Below are 25068 nucleotides of genomic sequence, written 5' to 3' on the forward strand. Positions count from 1 at the left end.
AATGGAGGGGTAAAATTGGAGTTAGTTATTATATTATTAGCACTAAGTTTACTTATGTTCGTAGCATACAGAGGTTTTTCTGTTATTTTATTCGCACCGATATTTGCATTATTTGCAGTATTTTTGACAGAACCTAGTTATGTATTACCTTTCTTTTCTAATATCTTTATGGAGAAAATGGTTGGATTTATAAAATTATATTTTCCTGTGTTTTTATTAGGAGCAATATTTGGAAAAGTAGTGGAAATGTCAGGAATTGCAGATTCTATCGCAAAAACAATTATTGAGTTAGTTGGTGAAAAACGTACTATATTAGCGATTGTATTAATGGGGGCTATTTTAACGTATAGTGGTGTTAGTGTGTATGTAGTAGTGTTTGCTGTTTATCCGTTCGCAGCTAAGTTGTTTCGACAAGCTAATATTCCAAAGCGTTTAATCCCTGGAACGATTGTTCTTGGAGCAGTAACGTTTACAATGGATGCGTTACCTGGATCACCACAAATTCAAAATGTAATACCTACAACATTTTTTAAAACGGATATTTATGCTGCACCGATACTTGGGATTGTAGGAGCAATTTTTGTTCTTACAGTAGGTTTACTATATTTAGAGAGTAGACGTAAGAAGGCAAAAGCGGCAGGTGAAGGATACTTTGGTTTTAATGATGGAAATACTGAAATGGCAGCATCTTTGCAAGTAGAACAAAAAAATATGCCATTAACTAATAACATTGAAATAACAAGAGCACAACAACTTATTGCATTTATACCACTTATTTTAGTAGGTGTAATGAATAAAGTGTTTACTATTATGATACCGAAGTGGTATCCAAGCGGTTTTGATTTTTCTGCAATTGGTATGAAAGCATTTGGAAAAGTAGAATTAAGTGCAGTAGTAGGAATTTGGTCTGTAGAATTGGCACTTATTATAGGGATCTTAACAACGTTATTATTATATTGGAAGCGAGTAGTAACAGGTTTCCAAGCTGGATTGAATACAAGTATTGGTGGAGCGCTACTTGCAACGATGAATACAGGAGCTGAGTTTGGATTCGGTGGTGTCATTGCAGCACTTCCAGGTTTCGCAATTATGAGAGATGGCATCTCTGCTACTTTCACAAATCCGTTAGTGAATGGTGCAGTAACGACGAATATTTTAGCTGGAATTACAGGCTCGGCATCAGGAGGAATGGGAATAGTATTAAGTGCAATGGGAGATAAATTTATTGCAGCGGCCAATCAATTTGATATTCCATTAGAAGTTATGCACCGTATCGTATCAATGGCATCAGGAGGAATGGATACACTACCACATAACGGGGCTATTATTACTATTCTTACAGTAACAGGATTAACACATAAACAGTCATATAAAGATATATTTGCTATTACAATTTTGAAAACGGTTGCTGTATTTTTAGTTATCGCATTCTATACTTTAACAGGACTCTATTAAAAAATTTGAATCGTAAAGATTCATCAAATCGATAATTTATGTTATAAAATATTAATTAGGATAAGAAGGGGTGGGGGACTTGCAAGAGGTTTCTGAGTTTCGTATGCCAAAGTCGGTATTATATGGAAGGAATTCGCTTGAAAAACTGGGAGAACAATCAAAAAAGTTAGGGAAAAGAGCTTTTATAGTTACTGATACAATTATGGAGAAATTAGGATATGTTGAAAAGTGTATGCAACAACTAAATAAGAAAGGTATTACTGTTAGTACATATAATAAAGTGGATGCTGAGCCTACAAATATACACGTATTAGAAGCGTTATCTCTTTGTAAAGAGGAAAAGTGCGATTTTATTATCGGTATTGGTGGTGGAAGTTGTATTGATGCTGCGAAAGCGGTAGCGGTTTTATATACAAATGGTGGAGAAGTTGAGGATTATGTCCAAAAGGATATTAAAATAGAAAACAATCCACTACCACTGATTGCAATTCCAACAACTTCTGGTACTGGATCGGAAGTTACAAGTGTAGCAGTAATTACGAATAAAAAAACAGATGTAAAAATGATGATGAAGCATCCTAGTTTTATACCGAAAGTAGCAATTATAGATCCAGTTTTGACAAGTTCGTTACCCCCACAAATTACGGCAGCAACAGAAATAGATGCGTTATGTCATGCGATTGAAGCTTATATTTCTAAATTTTCACAACCACTTACAGATGTACTTGCTCTTTCAGCTATTGAAAGTATTATGAAATATTTACGTATAGCATATGAAGATGGACGTAATATGGAGGCAAGAGAAGCGATGATGATTGCTTCTTTACAAGCTGGAATTGCATTTTCTAATGCATCAGTTACATTAGTTCATGGAATGTCAAGGCCAGTGGGAGCATTATTTCATGTACCGCATGGAATATCAAATGCCATACTATTACCTACAGTGTTAGAGTTTACAAAAACAAGTGCAATGAAAAGGTTAGCAAAAATTGGACGTAGTTTAAATAAGGATTTGTATTCGAATTCTGATGAGGAAGTAGCAGACTACACACTTGGTGAAATAAAAAAACTTTGCTTTGATCTTCGTATTCCAAATTTAAAAGAATACGGAATCGATGAAATTGAATTTGAAAATGCTATTTCTAAAATGGCATCAGATGCAATTGAAAGTGGTAGCCCAGCTAATAACCCACGTGTTCCATCATATGATGAAATCAAAGAGCTGTATCGAGAGTGTTTTAATTATAAGTATAAAGAATTTATAAAAACATCAGATTGTTAATTTCAGAATATTCTATAAAAATTTCCTTGGAAATGAAAGTAGAATTATTCTTTATTATTTCCATATTTCCGTTAAAACAAGACTTTATATTCCAAACTTAAAGTCTTGTTTTATTATGTATAATATACACAATAAAACGTTGTTATTAGTTTTATAAAATAGTTTAGGTAGGTGTTTATATGAAAACGATAGGTCTTATAGGTGGCATGAGTTGGGAATCAACTTCTGAATATTATCGAATTATTAATGAAGAAATAAAAGAGAGATTAGGAGGGCTACATTCAGCAAAATGTTTGATTAATAGTGTGGATTTTGAAGAGATTGAACGATGTCAGTCTAGCGGAGATTGGGATGGTGCTGGAGAAATTCTAGGAAATGCGGCATATTCATTACAAAAGGGAGGAGCAGACTTTATAATCATTTGTACAAATACAATGCATAAGGTAGTTGAAAAAATAAAGGAAAAAATTGATATTCCAGTCTTACATATTGCTGATGCAACTGCAAAAGAAATTAAAAGAAAAGACATTCAAAAGGTTGGTCTGCCTGGAACTAAATATACAATGGAGCAAGATTTCTATAAGTCACGTATTGAAGAGCATGATATAAAAGTAATAGTACCATCAGGAATAAATAGAGAAAAAGTAAACGAAGTAATATATACAGAATTATGTTTAGGAAAAATAGTAGTTCAATCTAGAGAGTATTATAAAAGGGTTATAGAAGAATTAGTACAAGAAGGAGCACAAGGAATTATATTAGGTTGTACGGAAATAGGTTTATTAATAAAGCAAGAAAACGTATCAGTCCCGATATTTGATACGACCCATATACATGCAATTGAAGCAGTCAAGGTAGCTTTAGATAAATAGATTATAATTATATTATGTAAACTTAATTCGTATATCTGGAAAACATTCAGAAAATACTTTATAATGTAAGTGGTTACATTTGAGGGGGAATGCGTATGTTTTCAGTTCAACCAATCGCATTTGTACATAATGAAAGAAAGGAAATAAAAGATGATGAGTGGGGAGAAGTAAGATCCCGTATAACTTTAACTGAAATGTATGCAGAAAAAAGTATACAAGGGATTGAAGATTTTTCTCATATTGAAGTTGTTTTTTATTTTCATAAAGTAACTGACGAGCAAATTCAGTATTTTGCTAGACATCCTAGAAATAATAAGGATTATCCTGAAGTAGGTATTTTTGCACAGCGCGGGAAAAATCGTCCGAATCGCATAGGTGTAACAATTGTAAAGGTGATCAAAAGAGAAGGTAAATCAATTATTGTTGAGGGATTAGATGCTATTGATGGCACTCCTATATTGGATATAAAACCAATAATGAAAGAGTTTATGCCGACAGAAGAAATACACCAGCCTAAATGGGCAACGGATATAATGAGACAGTATTGGAAGGGGAATGTAGTAAAATGAGAATATATGAAGCAACAATTGCAGATTTAGATGGACTGGCATCAGTTTTTAATAACTATCGCATGTTTTATAGACAAGATTCTGATTTAGAAGGGGCAAAAGTATTTTTACGAAATCGAATTGAGAGAAAAGAGTCTGTTATTTTCGTAGCAGTTGAAGACGACGAATATATTGGATTCACGCAACTATATCCATCATTTTCTTCCATTTCAATGAAAGATTTATGGATTTTAAATGATTTATTTGTACAAGCGGCGAAGCGTGGAGCCGGAACAGGTAAAAAATTATTAGAAGCTGCTAAAGAATACGCATTAGAAAATGGAGCAAAAGGTGTAAAATTGCAAACAGAGATTGATAATTTATCAGCACAACGATTATATGCTGAAAATGGCTATTTGAGAGATAATCGTTATTTCCATTACGAATTAACGTTTTAAAAAATTAAGTTGAAAGAGGCATTTTCAAGAAAAAGAATTTCTTTGTAATGAGAAATTCTTTTTTATTTTTGCCTAAATTAAAAAACATGACAAAAATAAAACGATATTTATTTATTGTTAAACAATAAATGTTGTGATAAAATTATGTTGCCATTAAATAAGTGAGGTATTGTAAATGAATCTTAAACGAAGTTCAACAATGTTCTTAAAAGTAATTATTTTTCTTGCTGGAATTTCAGTGCTTGCTTTATGCATATTTTTAGTGCCGGAAATGGCGGATTTCACAGCGAATTTGTATCCTAACATTGCTCCGATAAAATATCTTGTTTTCATTGTAATGTATGGAGCAGCTGTGCCTTTTTACGTTGCTCTTTATCAGGCTTTCAATCTTTTACAGTACATTGATGAGAACACAGCGTTCTCGGAATTATCAGTGAAGGCGTTAAAGAATATAAAGCGCTGTGCAATTACAATCAGTGGTTTGTATGTATTAAGTTTGCCACTTTTTCATTTTATAGCGAAAAAAATGGATCCTCCTATTGGGTTAGTGGGACTCATTATCGTTTTTGCTTCGCTCGTTATCGCCGTTTTTGCTGCTATCCTCCAACGACTTCTACAAGAGGCAATTCACATAAAATCAGAAAATGATTTGACGGTTTGAGGTGGCGGATATGACAATCATTATTAATATTGACGTCATGTTAGCAAAACGAAAAATGAGTGTAACGGAGCTTTCAGAGAAGGTTGGAATTACGATGGCGAATCTTTCTATTTTGAAAAATGCGAAAGCAAAAGCGGTTCGTTTTTCAACATTAGAAGCGATATGTAAAGCTTTGGAGTGTCAGCCAGGGGATATTTTGGAGTATAAAAACGATGAGAATACTCAATAAAAACAGATAACAAATGTAAATAATAGAAGTCAATAAAGAAGGGATAGCCACTAAGCTATTCCTTCTTTACGTTAATTGCTGTTACTAATAAAAAATATAATTTGAATTGCAATGTTTGCGTATCAAAAGGGAACTTGCTACCTTTTGAGGGGATCCGTTTTGTGGAATACAATTATTTGCCAAAAGGCTATTTTAACTATGTTTTAAATTATTTCGGGTGAATCAAAATTTTCATTTGTATTATAGTTGATTTAAAACCCAGTTTGTTGCATCTTCAAAGTTATCTGCAATGTAGTTTGGTTCAATATGTGCCCATTTGTCTCGGTACGTATGCAAAGCATCATACCCAGCGCCTGTTCGGACTAGAATCGTAGTCGCATTTACTTTTGCTCCTGCAACAATATCAGTCCAACGATCACCAACTACAGCACATTGTGTTAAATTAAGTCCATGTTTTTTTGCTGCTTTAAGCAGCATGCCTGTACTTGGTTTACGGCATTCACAACCATCACCGTGTTTATGAGGACATACATAAATATCATCAAAACCGAAGCCTTCTAATTCTTGTACAAAATCGGCTACAGTTGCTATTCCATCTGCGATACCGGGTTGATTTGTGAAAGAAAAAATTTTTATATTTTTAGCTTTTAGTTTTTGCAAGGATGTTTTTGTGAATGGAAATAATGTAAAAGATCCTGGATAATGTATTGTAGTGTCACCACCAATTGTACCGTCACGATCAATGAAAATTGCTTTAATGTTTGTCATAGTTATAGTCCCTTCACTTTATAAAGTAGTTTAAAAATATTTTACAAATCGGTAGCCATTTACTTCATAACCTAATTTTTTGTAAAAAGGATGAGCTTCTACTCTTTTTGTTCCACTAACTAGCCATGTGCCAATGCAATTATGTTTCTTTGCTAATTGCTCGGCATAATCCATCAAAACTTGTCCAATGCCTTTCCGTCGTATGTTAGAATCAACGCTAATAATTGAAATCTCTCCATAACGTGTTACATCTTCTAAATTTTCACGTATGCGAAATCCAAGTAATCCAAATATAGCTTCTTCTTCCTCGTAAACATATAAAAAATCAAACGGACTCATTTGTACGAATTGTAGGCGGTTGTTCATATCTTCATAGGAAATAGAGGAACCTTTTAATTCTTTCGTTAAAGAACAAAGTGCGTCTATATCATCTATCGTTGCTTCACGAATTTGAAAAGACATATTATCAACTCCAATAAAATGTAATCAAACATTTAATATTCTGTTAAAAAATGTTTTTTCCTGCTATGAAAATAAATATTTTATAATGATATATAGATAGTTATATGTTATTCTTTTCCTTGATTGTATTGGAAATGGAAAGAAGGGGAATGCATGTTAAAAGTAAATATCCGCTCAGCTGGATATGAAATAGGCGAAAAAACAATTCATGATATAGTTTTTTCTATCGAAAAAGGTGAACTAGTTGCTCTTATTGGAGCAAATGGTGCTGGGAAAAGTACGACGATTAAAACGATACTCGGATTACTTGTAAATATGGACGGTGAAATATCATTCGGTGAAAAGAAAAATCCGTATGCATACGTACCAGAACATCCAACATACTATGATTACTTGACGCTCTGGGAACATATTGAATTATTAATGGCAGCTCGTGGAAGTGAAATGGGAAGTTGGGAAGAACGAGCGGAACAATTATTACATACTTTTCGAATGAATAAGCATAAACATGAGTATTTATCAAAGTTTTCAAAAGGCATGAAACAAAAGTCTATGCTAATATTGGCGTTTTTAACTGAGCCAGATTTTTATATCATTGACGAACCTTTTATCGGTTTAGATCCAGTAGCTACGAAAGAGTTTTTAAATTATTTATATAAAGAAAAAGAGCGCGGGGCAGGAATTTTACTTTGTACGCACGTATTAGATACTGCTGAAAAAATTTGTGAAAGATTTTTACTCATTTCACAAGGTACATTAGTCGCAGATGGACATTTAGAATCTATTCAAATATTAGCGGAAATGCCGGGTAGTTCATTATTAGACTGCTTTGATGTAATTGTAAGGCGTGAACAACATGATTAAACAACAATTTTATAAGAGATTACGCCATGAACTTGAGCGGAAATGGAAGTCTATACGTTCGGTAACAGATTGGACAGTCGCATTATATATTATTATTCCAGCACTTATATTTATGGGAATCTATTATCGATCGCTATGGATAAATGAATTATCAACGGAAGAGACGATTTATTTCGGATTAGGATTACTCGCATTTTATCTAGTAACATATCCAAGAGGAGTTCGTTCATTTTTTGAGCAAGCGGATAGTTTATTTTTAATTTCGTATGCAACACATATGCGAAAATTAGTCCAGTATGGCATGATGTACACATTTGTTCGAATAGCGATAACGAATATAATAGTAGTCGTTATTATGTTACCAGTGTTGATGAAAAGTATCGAAGTAACAGAGATACAAGTCCTATTATTTTGGGTATTCTTTACTATATTTCGATTTATGTTGTCGTTGTTAACGAGATTTGTTCATGTACATGTGGGGAAACGATGGGTTTTATGGATTGTAAAAAATGTAGTATTTTCTATGAGCGTGTCCTTTTTTGGAATTAGTTTATTTTTTATTTATAAAAATCCGTTGTATTCAATTCTATTTATCGGTCTAGTAATTTTCTTAAGTAGTGTATTAGTAAAAGAGAAAATGAATTATAAAAAGTTCTTTTTTAAAGAAATCGAGAAAGAAAAGGAGGAAAGCATGCGCTGGACGAGCGGAATTATGCAAGTTGGTGGTCATGCGGCTAAACCGAGTAGTTCGAATAAAAAACCGTGGATGTTTCCGCGCTCTAAAAGACTTTTAGGGAAAAAAGCTGATTCTCGTATTGTCGAATCTTTTTTGAAAGAATTTTTCCGTACAAGTACTGCACGAATATTTTATATTCAAATTGTATGTATCAGTACTGCAAGTATAATTATGACTCCAAGGTGGATTGCAGCTATTGTTCTCGTATTTGCTGTAGTTGCAATTTCTCGCTATGCACGTGATTATTGGAATGAATTTACGAATAAGATGTTTCTTCGTTTATATTGTGATGAAGGGAAATTACTATTGTTAAGATGGAAGGCAGATCGTTATTTACTACTACCAGCAATACTTTTATATGGAATAGTTATACTTTCACAGTTTTATTTATTGCCAGCTGTGGTAGGCAGCGTTGTTTTTATTTTATTAATTGTATGGATTGTATTTGTACCAGTAAAAAAGAGCCAGTGACGGCTCTTTTTCTAGTCTGTAACACATTGATAAATAAAATATACTAAAACGAGTATACTTGCGGCGGAATACATGACATCTAAAGTCATCTGATCGCCTCCTTATTGTTGTTGTATTTTTATTGTATGAAATCTTACAATTTCATATTCAAGTGAAAAATATGTGAACGTTAACAAAATTGTAAAGTGCAAAAATTACAATCATTTTGTATAATAGAAGAAACCACCGTTATATAAAAAATAATGAGTGAAAGGGGAGGGAACATAAATGCCAAATTGGTTTAGAAAAACCTTAGTCGCATTAATTACCGTGTTTACATTTGGTTTAGTGACGCCTCCTTCCATATTACTTGATAATGCCAAAGCTGCGGACAAGCCTACGAGCACAGCTGGGCAACAAAGTTTGGAGAGCACGTCCTATACATATGAAGAAACGAATGACAGGTTAACCACCGATACTTTTATTACTTATGCAATGCAAGAAGCAGAGAAGCAGTCGATGCAAAAGTTTGGTACTAAAATTGGTCCAGTAATTGAAGATGAGTTTAAAGATGTAATATTACCGAAAATTGAAGAGGCAATTGCTGAGCTTGCTAGTGATGTACCAGAAGATTCACTACAATCATTAGCGATTTCTCAAAAACCAGCTGGTGGAAATAATGAGAAGATTTTTCACGTCTACGATACGAAATCTGGAAATGATTTATTGCGTTTCCATGTAAGAAGAGATCATCCACCGCAAGATGGTTATTATTTTAATTTCCATTACCACCGTTTTGATGATGGATACTCTGGACATCATGAGTTAGGAAATATTTATTGGAATACGAATGTACCACCGAAATGGTTGTCTTAAAAAGAACAAGAGAAAATCTTGTTCTTTTTTATTTTTATAGAAGGGACAGACACCTATGTTGTTGAATAACATAGGTTTAGAAAAAAGAAGCAAAGGGAGTATGGGAATGCAAAAATATATTGTTTTTGACTTTGATGGCACATTAGTAGATTCACAAAATATATTTGTACCGATTTATAATCAACTTGCTGAAAAACATGGGTATAAAGCAGTAAAGGAAGACGAAATTGAACATTTACGTAAATTAACGATGCCAGAGAGATGTAAACAACTTAATGTACCACTGTATAAACTACCGATATTAGCGTTGGAATTTTATAAATTATATCAGCCTGCTATAAAAAATCTCGTTTTGTTCCATGGGATGAAAGAAGTATTAGATGAACTACATAAAAAAGGCTACGGAATTGCAGTCATATCATCGAACTCAGAAGAGCATATTCGGGCGTTTTTACACAAGAATGGTATCGAAAATATTCAAGAAGTGTATTGTTCTAAAAATTTGTTTGGTAAAGATAAAATGATAAAAAGATTTTTGAAATCAAAAAAAATAACAGAGAAAGATATGTTATATGTCGGTGATGAACAGCGAGACGTAGCAGCGTGTAAAAAGGCTGGAGTGAACGTAATTTGGGTATCTTGGGGATATGATGTTATTGAAACAGTGAAAAAAGATGCACCAGATTACATGGTTCATAAGCCGATGGAAATTGTGCAAGTAGTACAAGGAGCGTATTCTTAATATGAATACACTGCGAGCAGGCATTCATCATATTGAATTTTGGGTAGCAAATTTAGAGGAATCCATTTCTTTTTATAATAAGTTGTTTTCCATAATTGGGTGGAGAAAGTTAAATGAAATAGCATATAGCACAGGAGAAAGTGAAATATACTTTAAAGAAGTAGATGAGGAAATTGTAAGGACGTTAGGGCCTAGACATATTTGTTATCAAGCTATTCATAGAGAAGTAGTTGAGGAAGTAGCAGATTTTCTTTCTAGTACGAAAGTGAAGGTAATACGTGGTCCAATTGAAATGAATCATTATTCGGAAGGTTACTATACGATTGATTTTTACGATCCGAATGGATTTATTGTAGAAGTTGCCTATACACCAAATGCAGAAATGTAAGGGGAATAGATATGAAGATAATTACAGCATGGCAAAACAATATACAAATAGTAAAAAATGCAGTGGATATTAAAGAAATTTCTAAAGGTTTTTCACCTGATAAGAAATATATAATTACGAGTGCGAATAATGATAAATATTTATTGCGGACAGGCGATATAAAAGAGTATGAAAGAAAGAAAATAGAGTTTCAAATCTTAAATGAAATGCAAAATCGTAGTGTGCAAGCACAAAAACCAATTGAAATAGGTTTGTTGGCAGAAGAAGGTTTATGCTATGGCATCTTTTCGTATTTAGAAGGGGAAGATGCGAAGAAGTTATTGCCTACGTATTCACCAAAAGAACAATATGATATTGGTATAGAGGCAGGGAAAGATTTAGCAAAAATGCATACATATGAAGCTCCTAATAATATACTTCCATGGTATGAAAGAGCAATGAAAAAACATAGTAAATATTTAGAGGCATATAAAACATGTGGAATAAACAGAAAAAATGATGATAAAATCATAAAGTTTATTGAAGAAAATGAAATATATTTAAAGAACCGCCCAAATCGATTTCAACACGATGATTTTCACTTAGAAAATATAATTGTACGGGATGGAAAATATGTAGGTGTTGTTGATTTTAATGGCTACGATTGGGGCGATCCACTTCATGATTTTGTGAAAATTGCACTGTTTGCAAGGGACATTAGTATTCCGTATTCAATCGGACAAATAGAAGGATACTTTAATAGAAAAATACCAGAGGAATTCTGGAAATTATACACGGTGTACGTTGGTATGACAGTTTTCTCCTCAGTTGTCTGGACATTACGAGCAGCGCCGCATATGTTAGATGATATGTTAGAGCGCCTTACTATAGTTTTAGAGGATCATAATAACTTTGAGTTATCGAAGCCAATTTGGTTTCAATCAGATAAGATTGATATGAAATAGAAAAGGTAGGTGTGATTCGCACCTACCTTTATTTTTTACCATCAAAATACTTATTTAATTTTCTTAAATGTAAGCGGCTGAGTACTTAATGTAGCTGGTACATGTAACTGAAGGGATGGGAATTCACCACTTACATTCATTTCATAAGCGAATAATAAGCTCATTTTCATTTGGAATAAGTCAACTTTTGCAGAGAAGATGTCGTAATGATGATGCCCTAATTGAATATCCATTTCCATAAATTGTACATATAACGAATCATCTTGTTTGTATACTTGTAATGTTCCGTATGCAGGATGTTCAAAAGTACCAGTATAATCCTCTAACTTGTGCGAAGGTGTAGTCCCTTTAATTTGTTCAGGGAGGGATTCAGTTGCTTCTTTCATCATTTCCTTCATTTTTTTAGTATCTTCTACAGCACGTTTATGCCAATCAATGGATTCTAATTCAAGTAGTTCGTCATAAATTTGATTAGCGAGATAAGTAGGAAGTAATGTTCCTCCAGCATTCGTTAAAATGACAAGGCCTATGTTTTCTGTTGGTATGAATGAAACAAGCGCTGAAAATCCATCGATATTACCGCCATGATGAATCACTTTTTTACCACGATAAGCGCTAATAAACCAACCAAGACCGTAACTATTTAATGGAGATTCAGGGAGTGATAAAACCGGTTGGTCTGGAATTGAATTGTGTGGTGTATACATTTGTTGTAATAATTCAGAGGAGATTAATTCATGATCTCCAAATTTTCCTTCATTTAAGTGGAGAAGTACCCAATTTGCCATATCTTCAATTGTGGAATTAATACACCCAGCAGCGCCAACTGTATCGATGTTACGGAATGGAACTGCTTTTATTTCACCGTCATTTTCAATGTAAGGTAAAGCGTAATCATCTGTAGTTTGTGAATCGTTAACAGAGAAGTTTGTATGTCTCATATTTAAAGGTTCTAAAATATGTTCTGTAGTGTATTGCTCCCACGTTTGATTTGTAATGTTTTCAACAATGTAGCTAATTGTTGCATACATTAAATTGTTATATAGAAATGCAGTTCGGAACGGTGCATCAAGTGGTAAATGTTTTATTTTTTCAACGAGATCTTTTCGAGATAAGGAAGAACTGTACCAAAGAGCCTCATGACGACTCACTCCAGTTCGATGAGAAGCTAAATCCCGTCCTGTAACTTGTGAGCTAGCAAGTAGTTCAGATAAAGTAAAGTTAGGTATATAAGACTGGATAGGGGTATCCCAATTAAACTTTTTTTGCTGTGCTAACAAGCTTAATGAAAGTGTGCCAAATGCTTTCGTTGAGGAACCGATTGCGAATCGAGTATTCGGTGTAACAGCCTCTTTTGTTTCTATATTACGATAGCCGAAACCTTCTGAAATAATAACTTCACCGTCTTTTATAACAGCGACAGCAGCACCAGGAACATTTAAATCCTTCATCATTTTTTCAGCCGTTGTTTGTAAAGAAGTCATAACAGGCGTTTCAATTTTAGACATACTTCTAACCTCCAAATATAAATTTTGTTCTACCGCACTATACTTTCGGTAATAGAAAATGAAAACCTTTTTATATTTGGAAAGTTAATAATTTTGTAAGAATTAGCGCAAGAAATTTTATTAATTAGGATTATTAAATTTATCATTTTTCATGTTATGATAAATTGCATATACGATTGAAAGAAGGTTTTCCTACATATGAAACATGCTGAAAATGAATACTTAAATTTATGCCGCCATGTAATGGAACATGGTACGAAGAAAGAAGACCGTACAGGGACAGGCACTGTATCTGTATTTGGATATCAAATGCGTTTTGATCTAAGTAAAGGTTTTCCTTTATTAACAACAAAGAGAGTACCGTTTCGCCTTGTAGCAAGTGAACTGCTTTGGTTTATGAAAGGTGATACAAATATTCGCTATTTATTGCAGCATAATAATAACATTTGGAATGAATGGGCTTTTAAGAGCTGGGTAGAAAGTGATGAGTATACTGGCCCTGACATGACTGATTTTGGTCTTCGCTCACAACAAGATGAAGAATTTAAAGTACAGTACGACGAGCAAATGGAATTGTTTAAAAAGAACGTTTTAGAAGATGATGAGTTCTCAAATAAATATGGTTATTTAGGAGACGTTTACGGTAAACAGTGGCGTGCTTGGAAAACGACAGCTGGTGAGACACTTGATCAATTAAAAGATGTAATTGAAATGATTAAAAAAACACCAGACTCACGTCGTTTAATCGTTTCTGCCTGGAATCCAGAAGATGTACCAAGTATGGCCTTACCGCCTTGTCATACGCTATTCCAGTTTTATGTAGCAGATGGAAAGCTTTCTTGTCAGTTATATCAAAGAAGTGGTGACATATTCCTTGGGATTCCATTTAACATTGCAAGTTACTCACTACTAACACATTTAATTGCACATGAATGCGGACTTGAAGTGGGAGAATTTGTTCATACAATTGGTGATGCACACATTTATACAAATCATTTTGAACAAGTAGAAAAGCAATTGGCACGTGAACCACGTCCATTCCCGAAACTTACATTAAATCCAGATGTGAAATCTGTTTTCGATTTTGAAATGGAAGATTTAACGATTGAAGGATACGATCCGCATCCAGCAATTAAAGCACCGGTTGCAGTATAATTGTAGAGGAGATGAAAAAATGATTGTTTCATTTATGGTCGCTATGGACGAAAATAGAGTAATTGGTAAAGATAATAATTTACCTTGGCGTTTACCGAGTGAATTACAATACGTGAAGAAAACAACGATGGGTCACCCGCTTATTATGGGAAGAAAGAACTATGAAGCGATTGGTAGACCACTGCCTGGAAGACGTAATATTATTGTAACTCGTAATGAAGGGTATCATGTTGAAGGTTGTGAAGTTGTTCATTCTGTAGAAGAAGTGTTTGAACTATGTAAAAATGAAGAAGAGATTTTTATTTTTGGTGGAGCGCAAATTTACGACCTCTTTTTACCTTATGTAGACAAGTTATATATAACAAAAATCCATCATGCATTTGAAGGAGATACATTCTTCCCAGAAATAGATATGACAAATTGGAAAGAGATTTTTGTAGAAAAAGGTTTAACGGATGAAAAAAACCCATATACGTATTATTACCATGTATATGAGAAACAACAATAATAAAAAAGATTGATGTGAGAATTCGCATCAATCTTTTTATTTATATTCACCAATATAAGTTTATAGATGAGATTCGATAGTGCTATAATGATAGGTAGCATGTAAAAATGCTAAAATTTTCAAAAGTACTAATATAGAAAGAGGAGGAGAATCGATTGAGAAAGATATGGGGGATTCTTTTTCTTTGCTTAACATTCATGTTAGTTGGATGTGGTAAAGAAGAAAAACCACAAGAAGCGTTTGATACATATGTAAAAGCGTGGAATAAACAAAAATTTGCAGATATGTATGATCAACTATCAAAAAATGCAAAAAAAGATATTTCAAAGAAAGAGTTTACTGAGAAATATGAAAAAATTTATTCTGGTATCGAAGTGAAAGACTTAAAGGTAGAAACAGGGGAAGTAAAAGAAGATAAAAAAGATGAAGGCCCTGTTCCTTTTAAAGTAAGCATGGATACAGTTGGTGGTAAAATTACATTTGGTCATGAAGCAAAAATGGTGAAAGAAAAAGATGGAGATAAAGAATCTTGGAAAATAGATTGGACTCCTGATTTTATTTTCCCAGGCATGACGAAAGATAGTAAAGTGCGTATGCAGACAACACAGCCAAAACGTGGTGAAATATACGATCGTAATGGAAAAGGTCTTGCAACGAATGGGAAAGCTTCTGAAATCGGATTGATTCCTGAAAAGTTAGGCGATGCTGCTCCGCAAACGAAAGAAACAGTAGCGAAGTTATTAAATATGTCTGTAGAAGAAATTGATCAAAAATTAGCTGCTAAATGGGTAAAACCAGGGTATCTCGTACCAATTGGAATTTTGCCTGAAGGGGCAACACAAAATACGTACATTGATTTACCAGGTGTTTCAACAAAACCTGTAAATGTTCGTACATATCCGTTAGGGGAAGCGGCAGCTCATCTGACTGGTTATATTGGAAAGGTAAATGCTGAAGATTTAAAAACGCTACAAAAGAAAGGCTATCAAGCTGATGACCCAGTTGGTAAAGCTGGTTTAGAGCAAGTATTAGAGGAAAAGCTACGCGGTAAAAAAGGTGGCCGTGTCTTTGTAGAAGATGCGCAAGGAAAAGAAATTAAAAACTTGGCAAAAACAGATGCTGTTGATGGAGAAAATGTAACTTTAACTATTGATAGTGTTGTTCAAGAAAAAACGTATAATGAAATGAAGGGCGAAGCTGGTTCAAGTGCAGCAATTAATCCGAAAAGTGGAGAAACAATTGCACTAGTAAGTAGTCCAGCATATGATCCTAATATAATTGCACGAGGGACATCGAAGGCACAACGCGAAGCTTGGAATAATGATCCGAAAAAACCAATGACAAATCGCTTTACACAATTGTCGGTACCAGGTTCTGTATTTAAACCTATTACAGCTGCAATTGGTCTTGAAACGAAAACAATTGATCCAAAAGAAGAGTTGAAAATTGAAGGATTAAAATGGACAAAAGATTCTTCTTGGGGTAATTACTATGTAACGCGTGTGAAAGATGCAAATCCGATTGATCTTGATAAGGCGATGAAATACTCGGATAATATTTACTTCGCACAAGAAGCTTTGAAAATCGGAAAAGACAAGTTTATGAGTGAAGCAAAAAAATTCGGATTCGATGAGAAACTACCAATTGAATATGGATTCCCTGCTTCTAAAATTGCAAATGACGGCATTAAAAATGATATTCAAATGGCAGATACGGGATATGGACAAGGACAAGTATTAATGACTCCTCTTCATTTAGCTTTAACGTATGCGCCAATTGTAAATGATGGAACGATTCCGTCACCGTATATTATTAAAACAGATAAACAACCAAAAGCTTGGAAAGAAAATGTAATTTCTAAAGGAAATCAGGATATATTAAAAACTGCAATGACGAAAGTAATTAATGATCCAGATGGTACAGGGAAAATTGCTAAAATTGATGGTATGACTCTTGCTGGAAAAACAGGTACAGCGGAATTAAAAGTATCAAAAGAGGCCGAAGGAAAAGAACTAGGTTGGTTCGCTGCATTTGATTTAAATTCGCCAGATATGGTCATTACAATGATGATTGAAGATGTAAAAGGTAGAGGCGGAAGTAATATTCCAGCTGAAAAAGTAAAACATGTATTTCAAAAATAATATGTAATAGAAGGCTATCTCTATAGGTTGTAGAGGTAGCCTTTTTATATGAAAGAGTTTGTAATATCTGTATACTAAATTTTAAGGAAACAAAGTAAATCATTAACTTACGAAAAAAAAGTAGCTATTTTTTATTGACATTGATTAAAACTTTTTATATTATACTTACATAAGGTAAGTTATTAACTTTTAAAAAACAAATCTTGAATTAAAGATAAAGAGAAAAAAGGGAGAGAATACAATGACAAAAGTACTATTTATTACAGCAAATCCAAATTCAGCAGAAGGTTCTTTCGGAATGGCAGTAGGGGAAGCTTTCATCGAAGCTTATAAAAACGAACATCCACAAGACGAAGTTGTAACAATTGATTTATTCAACACTACAGTACCAGCAATTGATGCAGATGTATTTGCTGCTTGGGGTAAATTTGCAGCAGGTGAAGGCTTTGAAGCTTTAACTGAAGTTCAACAACAAAAAGTAGCAGCAATGAACACAAACTTAGAAACATTTATGAATGCAGATCGTTATGTATTCGTAACTCCAATGTGGAACTTTAGCTATCCACCAGTAGTAAAAGCATACTTAGATAACGTAGCAATCGCAGGTAAAACATTCAAATATACTGAAAATGGTCCAGTCGGCTTATTAGAAGGTAAAAAAGCACTTCACATTCAAGCAACAGGTGGCGTATATTCTGAAGGAGCATACGCAGCTGTAGACTTCGGTCGTAATCACTTAAAGACTGTATTAGGATTTGTCGGTGTGAATGATACTGAATATATTGCAGTTGAAGGCATGAATGCAAACCCTGAAAAAGCACAAGAAATTAAAGAAGCAGCAATTGCTAATGCTCGTGAATTAGCAAAACGTTTCTAATATAGAATGCTTAAAAAGTCCGAACACTTGCTGTTTGGACTTTTTTTCTTCTTTTTCCTTCGTTTGTCTAGTATAATGAAGGTCGGAATGATAATAGGTGGGGGTTCTGTATGATTCAAACGTTTTTTAAAATCTTTTATTTAATTTTAATCGTAATTGCGATTACACCGAGAATGTGGCGTCTTAAAAGACAAGTAAATACGATGGCGCCAAAAGAAAAAGACAATGCTGTGTATAAAACGACAAATTGGTTTGGTAAGAAAATGGTACGTGTAGCTGGAGGGGCAGTAGAAGTGAAAGGACTTGAAAATGTTCCGAAAGACAAGCCAGTACTAGTTGTAAGTAATCACCAAAGTAATATGGATATCCCTGTTTTACTAGGTTACTTAAATAAACCAATTGGATTCGTTTCAAAAGCAGAGATTAAAAAGTTCCCAGTTGTACCAACTTGGATGGAACTGATGAATTGTGTATTTATGGATCGTAGCGATCGTCGTCAATCTCTTCAAGCGATTAAAGATGGAATTGAACTATTAAAGAATGGACATTCTATCGTAATTTTCCCTGAAGGAACGAGAAGTAAGGGTGGCGAAGTTGGAGAGTTTAAGGCTGGTAGTTTTCATCTTGCAGTAAAGTCAGGTGTAGCAATTTTACCTGTAACGTTAGATGGTACATATAAGATGTTTGAAGCAAATGGAAATCGTATGAAGCCAGCTCATGCAACAGTAACAATTTCTAAGCCGATTACACCTGAAGATTATGCGAATATGGATATTAAAGAATTAACGAAGCATACACAGGAAGTTATTGCATCACAATTACATAAGTAATAAAAAAGGATTCAGCTTATCGTAAGCTGAATCCTTTTTATTATGCTGTAGGTAAGACATAAAAGAGTACACAGAAGAACATCATCGCACTACCACCTAAAACGAACAGGTGCCATATGGCATGGTTGAAAGGTAGCTTTTCCCAAAGGAAGAATATAGCTCCGACAGAATATAAAATGCCACCTGCTAAAAGTAGTGAAAAACCATGTCCAGTTAGATTTTCATAAAGTGGTTTAATAGCAACGATTATGAGCCATCCCATTATGATATAACATAGCGTTGATGCCTTAATAAAGCGACGTACAAAGAAAATTTTGAAGACGATACCTCCGATTGCTAGTGTCCATATTATAGCAAGCAACGTCCATCCTAATGGGCCACGAAGTGTAATAAGTAGAAAAGGAGTATACGTGCCAGCAATCAATAAGTAAATGGCTGAATGATCTAAAATAGTAAATATTTTTTCTACTTTAGGATGATGAATGCTATGTAGCAATGTTGAAAACAAGTACAGTAAGAACATACTTACACCATAAACAGTAAATGCAACTACGGCTGATGCGGTACCGTGCTTAGAAGCATGAATAATCAATATGATTAAGGCTGGGATGCTTAAAATGGCACCGATACCATGTGTAATTGCATTTGCAATTTCTTCTTTTACAAATTGGGTCATTCGTGTCATTTTTTCAGTCATAATGCAAATCCTTTCTACTATCATAAAATAATATGTCATTTCCCTTACCATATCATACACAAGAGCAATAGAAAATGAAATTTGTATAATTGATTATATTTTTGAATTTTTTTGACAAAAGACAATGGATTTGTTGACGTTTTCAAACTTTTTTGACAAAATAAAATTATGTAATAGTAGGACAAGGAAACTACTAATAAAGGGGATGGGGAAATGTTTTCAAATATTGGCTTTCCAGGGTTAATTTTAATTTTAGTAGCAGTACTCATTTTATTTGGACCTAAAAAATTGCCGGAAATCGGGAAGGCTTTAGGGGAAACGTTAAAAGAGTTTAAAAAATCAACGAAAGAATTGACAGATGACGCATTTCAAGAAAAGGAAAAGAAAGAAAAAATGTAGTGTATTTTCCTTGTAATGGATAAATAAAGTGTGGTGAACGAGATGGAAAATCGGGAAATGAGCGTAGTAGAACATATTGTTGAGCTTCGAAAAAGAGTAATATATACGGTGTTATCCTTTGTACTATTTTTAATTATTGGATTTACTTTTACAAAGGATATTTATTTTTGGCTTGTAAAAGATTTACCAATGAAATTAACTGTTCTCGGTCCTAGTGATGTATTGTGGATTTTTTTCTCGATTGCTACAGTATTTGCTATCGTTTGTACAATTCCTTTTGCTGCTATACAAATTTGGTTATTTGTAAAACCGGGTTTACATCCAAATGAACAAAAGATGACAATAATGTATATACCGGTATTGTCTATGTTATTTATTGCAGGTTTATGTTTTGGATACTTTATTGTAATGCCGTTTCTATTTCACTTTTTAACTACGATAGGTAATGAAATGTTTAATACGATGTTTACGACAGAAAAGTATTTTCATTTTGTACTTAATTTAACAGTTCCATTTGCTGTGATTTTTGAATTGCCAGTCGTTGTAATGTTTTTAACTAGTATTGGAATACTTACGGCGGAATTTTTAATAAAAATAAGAAGGTATGCTTACGTAGCATTAATTATCATTGCATCTTGTATATCACCGCCAGACTTTTTATCTCATAGTTTAGTTGCAGTGCCGCTTATTTGTATTTATGAAGTAAGTATTGCGTTATCAAAGGTTGTTAGTAAGAGGAAAAAGAAAAGAGAAGAAATGCAGTCGAAAAGTGCCTCGTTATAAAGGCACTTTTTTATTTATTTGTTATACTATAGCTATAAACGTATACAATATATAGAAGAAAAAAATTATAGAATCTCCAAAATTTAGACAAACTTTGCGCTTTTATAAGCTTATACTAAATGTATTAAACAATTGATGGATAATGAGATTCCCGTCTCAGAGATATTTAGGGCGGGAAGGTGAATTAGGTGGAGATGAATAGAGTATAAATCTTCTAGCCATAAGGACTACAGAAATCATATAAGTCTGATTTTACTCCACTTTAAACAACGTGTTACAGCGCAAAGTAGAGGAAGTTCAAAAATCCAATGAAAAAGAGGATTGATATTGTGATTACGAAAAGTTTTTATTTCACTCATTCAACAGGGGATTGCATTAAAATATTCGAAATCCCTGTCCTACAGGCACAGCATCCATTATCGTTTCTAATTCAGTCTCGTCTTCAATTATTTATTGCAAAAATTCAAAAACAAAAACACCCAAGATTTTCGTATTCTTTCCGTGAATATTTACAAAATTGTTTGAAGTGGAATGATTATTTAAATGTATATAAAACAAATACCCTTGAAAAAAATGCATGATACGAAGTACGGACAGGGTTAGTAAACTCTGTCTTTTTCATTTTAGATATGAAAATATAATTAATTTGATGAAATTTCGTTCCAAATTGTTGAAAGCAATGGGAATACTAGTATAATAACAAGGAGAGCGTATTGGAAAGGGAAGAAGTATAGTATGCAAAAAATTAAAATTGTAACAGATTCAACGGCAGATTTATCACAAGACGTAATCGAAAAGTATGACATTCATGTTTTACCATTATCAATCTCTGTAAATGGACAAACATATTTAGATCGCGTTGATTTACAACCTGACGAATTTATTGAAGAAATGATTAAATCAGAGGAATTACCAAAAACATCACAACCAGCTATGGGTACATTTGTAGAAATGTATGACAAGCTAGGGGAAGATGGAAGCGAAGTCCTTTCTATCCATATGACAAGTGGAATGAGCGGTACTGTAGCAACTGCAAATAGCGCTGCATCAATGACTGATACAAAAGTAACAGTTGTTGATTCTCAATTTATTACACATGCTTTAGCATATCAAGTAATTGAAGCTGCAAAAATGGCAAATGACGGACGCTCACTAGAAGAAATTTTAAAACGTGTAGATGAAGTAAGAAAGAATACTCGTTTATATGTAGTAGTGGATACATTAGAAAACTTAGTGAAGGGTGGACGTATCGGTAAAGGAAAAGCGTTTATCGGTTCTCTACTTAATATAAAGCCAATTGCTAGTCTTGAAGACGGTGTTTATAATCCTGTAACGAAAGTTCGTAGCCAAGGCCAAATTGTAAAAACATTAGCTAAGTTATTTGAGCAAGATACGGCTGGAAAAGTCGTAAAAGCTGTTGCAATTCCGCATGCGAAAGCAATTCCTTTAGCTGAAAGTATGAAAGCGGCGGTTGAAAAAGTAAGTGGATTTGCTCAATCAGAAATTTTCTATACAACGCCTATTATTAGTACTCATACAGGTCCGGGCGCAATCGGATTTATGTATTTAGCAGAGTAATAAAAAAGCTACTTGAAAATATATTTCAAGTAGCTTTTTTATGTAAATAGAAAGTAAGAAATAAGAAGAGCTACACAGGCACTACCGCTAATGATATAGCGAGTCTGTAAATATTCATTCATAGAAAACACCCTTTATCCCGCTATTTGTGGACAGTAAAACTCTCTACCTCAAATTTAGCTGGAGCAAAGAGGTTAGGTAGCGGGCTGCCCGTAAAAGCTTGATTGGTGAAGGCAAATAATCAGTGGGGATGAAGAAAACCCACTAATTAAAGTTTCACTATAGGATTTTCTATATTATATGTTGGATATAGAAAATCAGTCATTACGTTACACATGTAAAGTTTCAATTTTTTCTTTTATTTGCTTATTATTTGTTGCGTTACTATAAATAAAAGTTTGACCTAAAAAGAGTACATGCAGTTGTTCCCACGGTAACATGCGCAAATTCCAATTATTTCGAAGTCTAGTTATTGCTTCACGAGGTGTTTCATCGGCGAGTGCAAAAGCTCCGTAATGCATTGGTATAAAATGCGTAGCGTTTAAATCTAAATAAGCTTGCACGGCCTCTTCAGGTGAAACATGAGATACTTTCATAAACCATTCTGGTTCATAAGCGCCAATGGGCATAAGAGCAATATCAATTAAAAAGCGTTCACCAATTTCTTTGAAACCTTGGAAATAGCCACTGTCACCACAAAAATATATGGTTTCCATAGTCGTTTCATTATCAATAATCCATCCACCCCAGTGAGACGTATTCATATCAAATAAGAATCTTCTCGTCCAGTGCTGAGAGGGTACGAAGTGAAAAGAAACTTCGTTAATTATCGTACTTTCCCACCATTTATACTCTTCTACATGTTTAAATTTCTTACGAGTAAATAATTTTTTTAATCCAATAGGTACAAGATATAGAACATCATCATTCAACTGACGAAGAGTTGAAAAATCTAAATGATCATAATGACCATGTGAAATAAGGACAATATCAATTTTAGGTAGTGCTTCTATAGAGAGTCCAGGTTCTGTAAGTCTTGGAACTAGCTTTAATTTATTAGCCCATACTGGATCTGTTAATATATTAAGTCCATTCGTTTGGATAAGAAAAGTGGAATGCCCAATCCATGTGATAGTCGTTTTTTCAACATTACTTTGCAAAAATGCACTTTGTTTAACGGGTGATTGTTCTACTAAGAAAGAAAAATCTTTTTTGTTTTGCTTTCGTTCTTTACGCCAGCGTAAAAAAGAGCGAATTGATTTTTTTGTACTAACATTATCCATATTTTCATAGCGCTTTGCCATGAACATCACCTCATTTAAAATCGTTGTATTTGTATTGTACCGAAATGTTGTTAAGGAATACAGTGTAAAACATGGATTAATGTTTAAGGAATTGTTAAAAAATAGGGAGAGGTATTTACAAAAGTAACAATAAAATTAGTTTTATCACTTTTATTTAGAGAAATAATAGTAAAAAAATATATTTTGTCTAGTAATTCGCTTGAAATAAAAAAGTAACATACGTAAATTCGTACGATTTCGTGAACAAATGTAGTAAACAATTTTCTCGTAGTGTTAACTTTTGTTATTATAAACATAACCTATTTAAATTTAGGATAGAGAAAAGAGGTTTATAAATGAAGCGTTATCAAAAAATAATTGGTCTTATGGTTGTATTTTGTCTCTTTGTACTTGCTGGATGTAGTGAATCAGGTTCAAAGCTTCGTAAACCATTAAATTGGGATTTAGAAACCTTCCAATTTATCAATCAAGATGGAAAGAAATTTGGTACAAAAGATTTAAAAGGGAAAGTTTGGGTTGCAGATTTTATGTTCACAAATTGTCAGACAGTTTGTCCACCAATGACTGCAAATATGGCCAAGCTTCAAAAGATGGCAAAAGAAGAGAAATTAGACGTTCAGTTTGTTTCATTTAGTGTAGATCCAGACCTTGATAAGCCAGAAAATCTGAAAGCTTTTATTCAAAAGTTTACAGAGGATACTAGTAACTGGAATTTATTAACGGGGTATTCGTTAGAAGATATTACAAAGTTTTCAAAAGATAATTTCCAATCACTTGTAGATAAGCCGGAGAACGGTCAGGTCATGCATGGTACATCATTTTATTTAATTGATCAAAACGGAAAAGTAATGAAAAAGTATAGTGGCATTAGTAATACGCCATACGAAGACATTATACGTGATATGAAGCGATTAGTGGGTTGAAAATAAGGGTGCATAGCACCCTTATTTTTTTGCATTAGTCTATCGATAAAATGTCATGTTGCTGGGGAAGTTTCGGCGCCCGAATTTCTAATACGCCGTTTTGATAAGAAGCTTTTGCCGCTTTTTTATTAATTGAATACGGCAATTTAATCAATCTTGATGCTTCTGAAATGGAACGTTCTCGGCGATAATAGTTATGGGATGTTTGTTCTTCTTCCTCTTCAAGTATCTCTTCTTTTACAGAGACTTTTAAGTATTCACTTTGTATTTCAATTTGGATTTGTTCTTTTTGTATACCTGGTAGTTCAGCTGTAACAACGAGTTCTTCACCAACTTCATATAAATCTACAGGGAATGTTAATAAACGGTTTCCTTTTTGGAAAAAATGATTTAAATCAGCGATTACATTGCGAAGAGGTGTTTGCTCGAAGAAATCATCAATTTGCTTTAAGTAATTACGAACCGGTGGGCGAGAAGAATCTTTTTTTTCTTCACTCATGGTATTCCCTCCTAGAAATCAATTTGCAATATCATATGACAAAAGCGGAGAAAGGTGAGTGCCTAGTTTTCATGTTTTCATAAAAAATTGTTAAAAATGTGAAACGGAGTGATTTTTTTATAGTTTTTGGT

29 protein-coding genes are annotated in these 25068 nt (G+C 33.6%); 23 read left to right on the plus strand and 6 right to left on the minus strand.

Annotation, left to right across the window (positions count from 1 at the left end):
* The first annotated feature begins 15 nt into the window (after positions 1–15).
* The 7 genes from BLT20_RS08225 (at position 16) to BLT20_RS08255 (ending at position 5505) form a co-directional block, all read left to right on the plus strand.
* A complete protein-coding gene (locus BLT20_RS08225; protein ID WP_000424333.1) occupies positions 16–1455 on the plus strand; it encodes a GntP family permease in 1440 nt (479 codons plus the stop codon).
* A 79-nt stretch (positions 1456–1534) separates the two neighbouring features.
* Positions 1535–2737 (plus strand): iron-containing alcohol dehydrogenase, encoded by a 1203-nt coding sequence (locus tag BLT20_RS08230; protein ID WP_073339421.1) that lies wholly within the window; start codon positions 1535–1537, stop codon positions 2735–2737.
* Positions 2738–2916: 179 nt separating this feature from the next.
* Positions 2917–3609 carry an aspartate/glutamate racemase family protein gene (locus tag BLT20_RS08235; RefSeq protein WP_073339425.1) on the plus strand — a complete coding sequence of 231 codons (693 nt, stop codon included), beginning with the start codon at positions 2917–2919 and terminating at the stop codon, positions 3607–3609.
* Positions 3610–3704: 95 nt separating this feature from the next.
* Positions 3705–4178, plus strand: coding sequence for an SAM-dependent methyltransferase (locus BLT20_RS08240; RefSeq protein ID WP_000493258.1), 474 nt, complete (start codon positions 3705–3707; stop codon positions 4176–4178).
* Positions 4175–4615, plus strand: coding sequence for a GNAT family N-acetyltransferase (locus tag BLT20_RS08245; RefSeq protein WP_001223867.1), 441 nt, complete (start codon positions 4175–4177; stop codon positions 4613–4615). The genes BLT20_RS08240 and BLT20_RS08245 overlap by 4 nt, the downstream gene beginning before the upstream one ends.
* A 175-nt stretch (positions 4616–4790) precedes the next feature.
* Positions 4791–5276 carry a DUF2975 domain-containing protein gene (locus BLT20_RS08250; RefSeq protein ID WP_001050141.1) on the plus strand — a complete coding sequence of 162 codons (486 nt, stop codon included), beginning with the start codon at positions 4791–4793 and terminating at the stop codon, positions 5274–5276.
* Between the two features lie 10 nt (positions 5277–5286).
* Positions 5287–5505 carry a helix-turn-helix domain-containing protein gene (locus BLT20_RS08255; RefSeq protein ID WP_000152532.1) on the plus strand — a complete coding sequence of 73 codons (219 nt, stop codon included), beginning with the start codon at positions 5287–5289 and terminating at the stop codon, positions 5503–5505.
* 240 nt (positions 5506–5745) lie between these two features.
* Here the strand turns inward: BLT20_RS08255 and BLT20_RS08260 are convergent, their stop codons facing one another.
* Both BLT20_RS08260 and BLT20_RS08265 read right to left on the minus strand, forming a co-directional pair.
* Positions 5746–6273 (minus strand): HAD-IIIA family hydrolase, encoded by a 528-nt coding sequence (locus tag BLT20_RS08260; RefSeq protein WP_000181785.1) that lies wholly within the window; start codon positions 6271–6273, stop codon positions 5746–5748.
* 30 nt (positions 6274–6303) lie between these two features.
* Positions 6304–6735 (minus strand): GNAT family N-acetyltransferase, encoded by a 432-nt coding sequence (locus tag BLT20_RS08265; protein ID WP_000009777.1) that lies wholly within the window; start codon positions 6733–6735, stop codon positions 6304–6306.
* A gap of 153 nt (positions 6736–6888) precedes the next feature.
* Here BLT20_RS08265 and BLT20_RS08270 point away from each other — a divergent pair, with 153 nt between their 5' ends.
* The 6 genes from BLT20_RS08270 (at position 6889) to BLT20_RS08295 (ending at position 11735) form a co-directional block, all read left to right on the plus strand.
* A complete protein-coding gene (locus BLT20_RS08270) occupies positions 6889–7599 on the plus strand; it encodes an ABC transporter ATP-binding protein (RefSeq protein ID WP_000921912.1) in 711 nt (236 codons plus the stop codon).
* A complete protein-coding gene (locus tag BLT20_RS08275; RefSeq protein ID WP_000595443.1) occupies positions 7592–8806 on the plus strand; it encodes an ABC transporter permease in 1215 nt (404 codons plus the stop codon). The genes BLT20_RS08270 and BLT20_RS08275 overlap by 8 nt, the downstream gene beginning before the upstream one ends.
* Positions 8807–9073: 267 nt before the next feature.
* Positions 9074–9661, plus strand: a complete 588-nt coding sequence (locus BLT20_RS08280; RefSeq protein WP_001134421.1) for a YpjP family protein — start codon at positions 9074–9076, stop codon at positions 9659–9661.
* A 106-nt stretch (positions 9662–9767) separates the two neighbouring features.
* Positions 9768–10403 (plus strand): HAD family hydrolase, encoded by a 636-nt coding sequence (locus BLT20_RS08285; RefSeq protein ID WP_025687389.1) that lies wholly within the window; start codon positions 9768–9770, stop codon positions 10401–10403.
* Position 10404: 1 nt separating this feature from the next.
* The gene (locus BLT20_RS08290) at positions 10405–10791 is read left to right on the plus strand and encodes a VOC family protein (protein ID WP_001094664.1); all 387 of its coding nucleotides are present in this window, start codon (positions 10405–10407) and stop codon (positions 10789–10791) included.
* Positions 10792–10802: 11 nt separating this feature from the next.
* A complete protein-coding gene (locus BLT20_RS08295; RefSeq protein ID WP_000692088.1) occupies positions 10803–11735 on the plus strand; it encodes an aminoglycoside phosphotransferase family protein in 933 nt (310 codons plus the stop codon).
* A gap of 50 nt (positions 11736–11785) precedes the next feature.
* Here BLT20_RS08295 and BLT20_RS08300 read toward each other — a convergent pair whose 3' ends face one another.
* Positions 11786–13243, minus strand: a complete 1458-nt coding sequence (locus BLT20_RS08300) for a serine hydrolase (protein WP_000034321.1) — start codon at positions 13241–13243, stop codon at positions 11786–11788.
* A 198-nt stretch (positions 13244–13441) separates the two neighbouring features.
* Here BLT20_RS08300 and BLT20_RS08305 point away from each other — a divergent pair, with 198 nt between their 5' ends.
* From BLT20_RS08305 to BLT20_RS08325, 5 genes are all read left to right on the plus strand, one after another.
* Entirely contained in the window at positions 13442–14398 is a 957-nt protein-coding gene (locus tag BLT20_RS08305; RefSeq protein WP_000679609.1) for a thymidylate synthase, read from the plus strand.
* Between the two features lie 19 nt (positions 14399–14417).
* A complete protein-coding gene (locus BLT20_RS08310; RefSeq protein WP_000637205.1) occupies positions 14418–14906 on the plus strand; it encodes a dihydrofolate reductase in 489 nt (162 codons plus the stop codon).
* Between the two features lie 155 nt (positions 14907–15061).
* A complete protein-coding gene (gene pbpC, locus BLT20_RS08315) occupies positions 15062–17047 on the plus strand; it encodes a penicillin-binding protein 3 (RefSeq protein ID WP_001227240.1) in 1986 nt (661 codons plus the stop codon).
* A 241-nt stretch (positions 17048–17288) separates the two neighbouring features.
* Positions 17289–17924, plus strand: a complete 636-nt coding sequence (locus BLT20_RS08320; RefSeq protein WP_000170025.1) for an FMN-dependent NADH-azoreductase — start codon at positions 17289–17291, stop codon at positions 17922–17924.
* A gap of 110 nt (positions 17925–18034) precedes the next feature.
* Positions 18035–18754, plus strand: a complete 720-nt coding sequence (locus tag BLT20_RS08325; protein WP_000616577.1) for a lysophospholipid acyltransferase family protein — start codon at positions 18035–18037, stop codon at positions 18752–18754.
* 40 nt (positions 18755–18794) lie between these two features.
* Here BLT20_RS08325 and BLT20_RS08330 read toward each other — a convergent pair whose 3' ends face one another.
* Positions 18795–19451, minus strand: a complete 657-nt coding sequence (locus BLT20_RS08330; protein WP_000136889.1) for a PAQR family membrane homeostasis protein TrhA — start codon at positions 19449–19451, stop codon at positions 18795–18797.
* A 213-nt stretch (positions 19452–19664) separates the two neighbouring features.
* Between BLT20_RS08330 and BLT20_RS08335 the strand changes: the two genes are divergently transcribed.
* The 4 genes from BLT20_RS08335 (at position 19665) to BLT20_RS08350 (ending at position 22211) form a co-directional block, all read left to right on the plus strand.
* The gene (locus BLT20_RS08335) at positions 19665–19850 is read left to right on the plus strand and encodes a twin-arginine translocase TatA/TatE family subunit (RefSeq protein ID WP_000492443.1); all 186 of its coding nucleotides are present in this window, start codon (positions 19665–19667) and stop codon (positions 19848–19850) included.
* 42 nt (positions 19851–19892) lie between these two features.
* Positions 19893–20633 carry a twin-arginine translocase subunit TatC gene (gene tatC / locus BLT20_RS08340; protein WP_000431524.1) on the plus strand — a complete coding sequence of 247 codons (741 nt, stop codon included), beginning with the start codon at positions 19893–19895 and terminating at the stop codon, positions 20631–20633.
* 329 nt (positions 20634–20962) lie between these two features.
* A complete protein-coding gene (locus BLT20_RS08345; protein ID WP_000629012.1) occupies positions 20963–21214 on the plus strand; it encodes a DUF2535 family protein in 252 nt (83 codons plus the stop codon).
* A 154-nt stretch (positions 21215–21368) separates the two neighbouring features.
* On the plus strand, positions 21369–22211 hold the full coding sequence (locus tag BLT20_RS08350; protein ID WP_001169470.1) for a DegV family protein: 843 nt from the start codon (positions 21369–21371) through the stop codon (positions 22209–22211).
* Between the two features lie 329 nt (positions 22212–22540).
* On the opposite strand, the gene BLT20_RS08355 is transcribed toward BLT20_RS08350, so the two are convergent.
* Positions 22541–23515, minus strand: coding sequence for an MBL fold metallo-hydrolase (locus BLT20_RS08355; protein ID WP_001129632.1), 975 nt, complete (start codon positions 23513–23515; stop codon positions 22541–22543).
* 335 nt (positions 23516–23850) lie between these two features.
* Between BLT20_RS08355 and BLT20_RS08360 the strand changes: the two genes are divergently transcribed.
* Complete coding sequence (locus BLT20_RS08360; protein ID WP_000833330.1) at positions 23851–24438, plus strand: SCO family protein; 588 nt, start codon at positions 23851–23853, stop codon at positions 24436–24438.
* A 34-nt stretch (positions 24439–24472) separates the two neighbouring features.
* On the opposite strand, the gene BLT20_RS08365 is transcribed toward BLT20_RS08360, so the two are convergent.
* The gene (locus BLT20_RS08365) at positions 24473–24937 is read right to left on the minus strand and encodes an Hsp20/alpha crystallin family protein (RefSeq protein WP_001288085.1); all 465 of its coding nucleotides are present in this window, start codon (positions 24935–24937) and stop codon (positions 24473–24475) included.
* Between the last annotated feature and the right edge of the window lie 131 nt (positions 24938–25068).

The organism is Bacillus sp. cl96 (assembly GCF_900100505.1).
GTDB lineage: Bacteria > Bacillota > Bacilli > Bacillales > Bacillaceae_G > Bacillus_A > Bacillus_A cereus.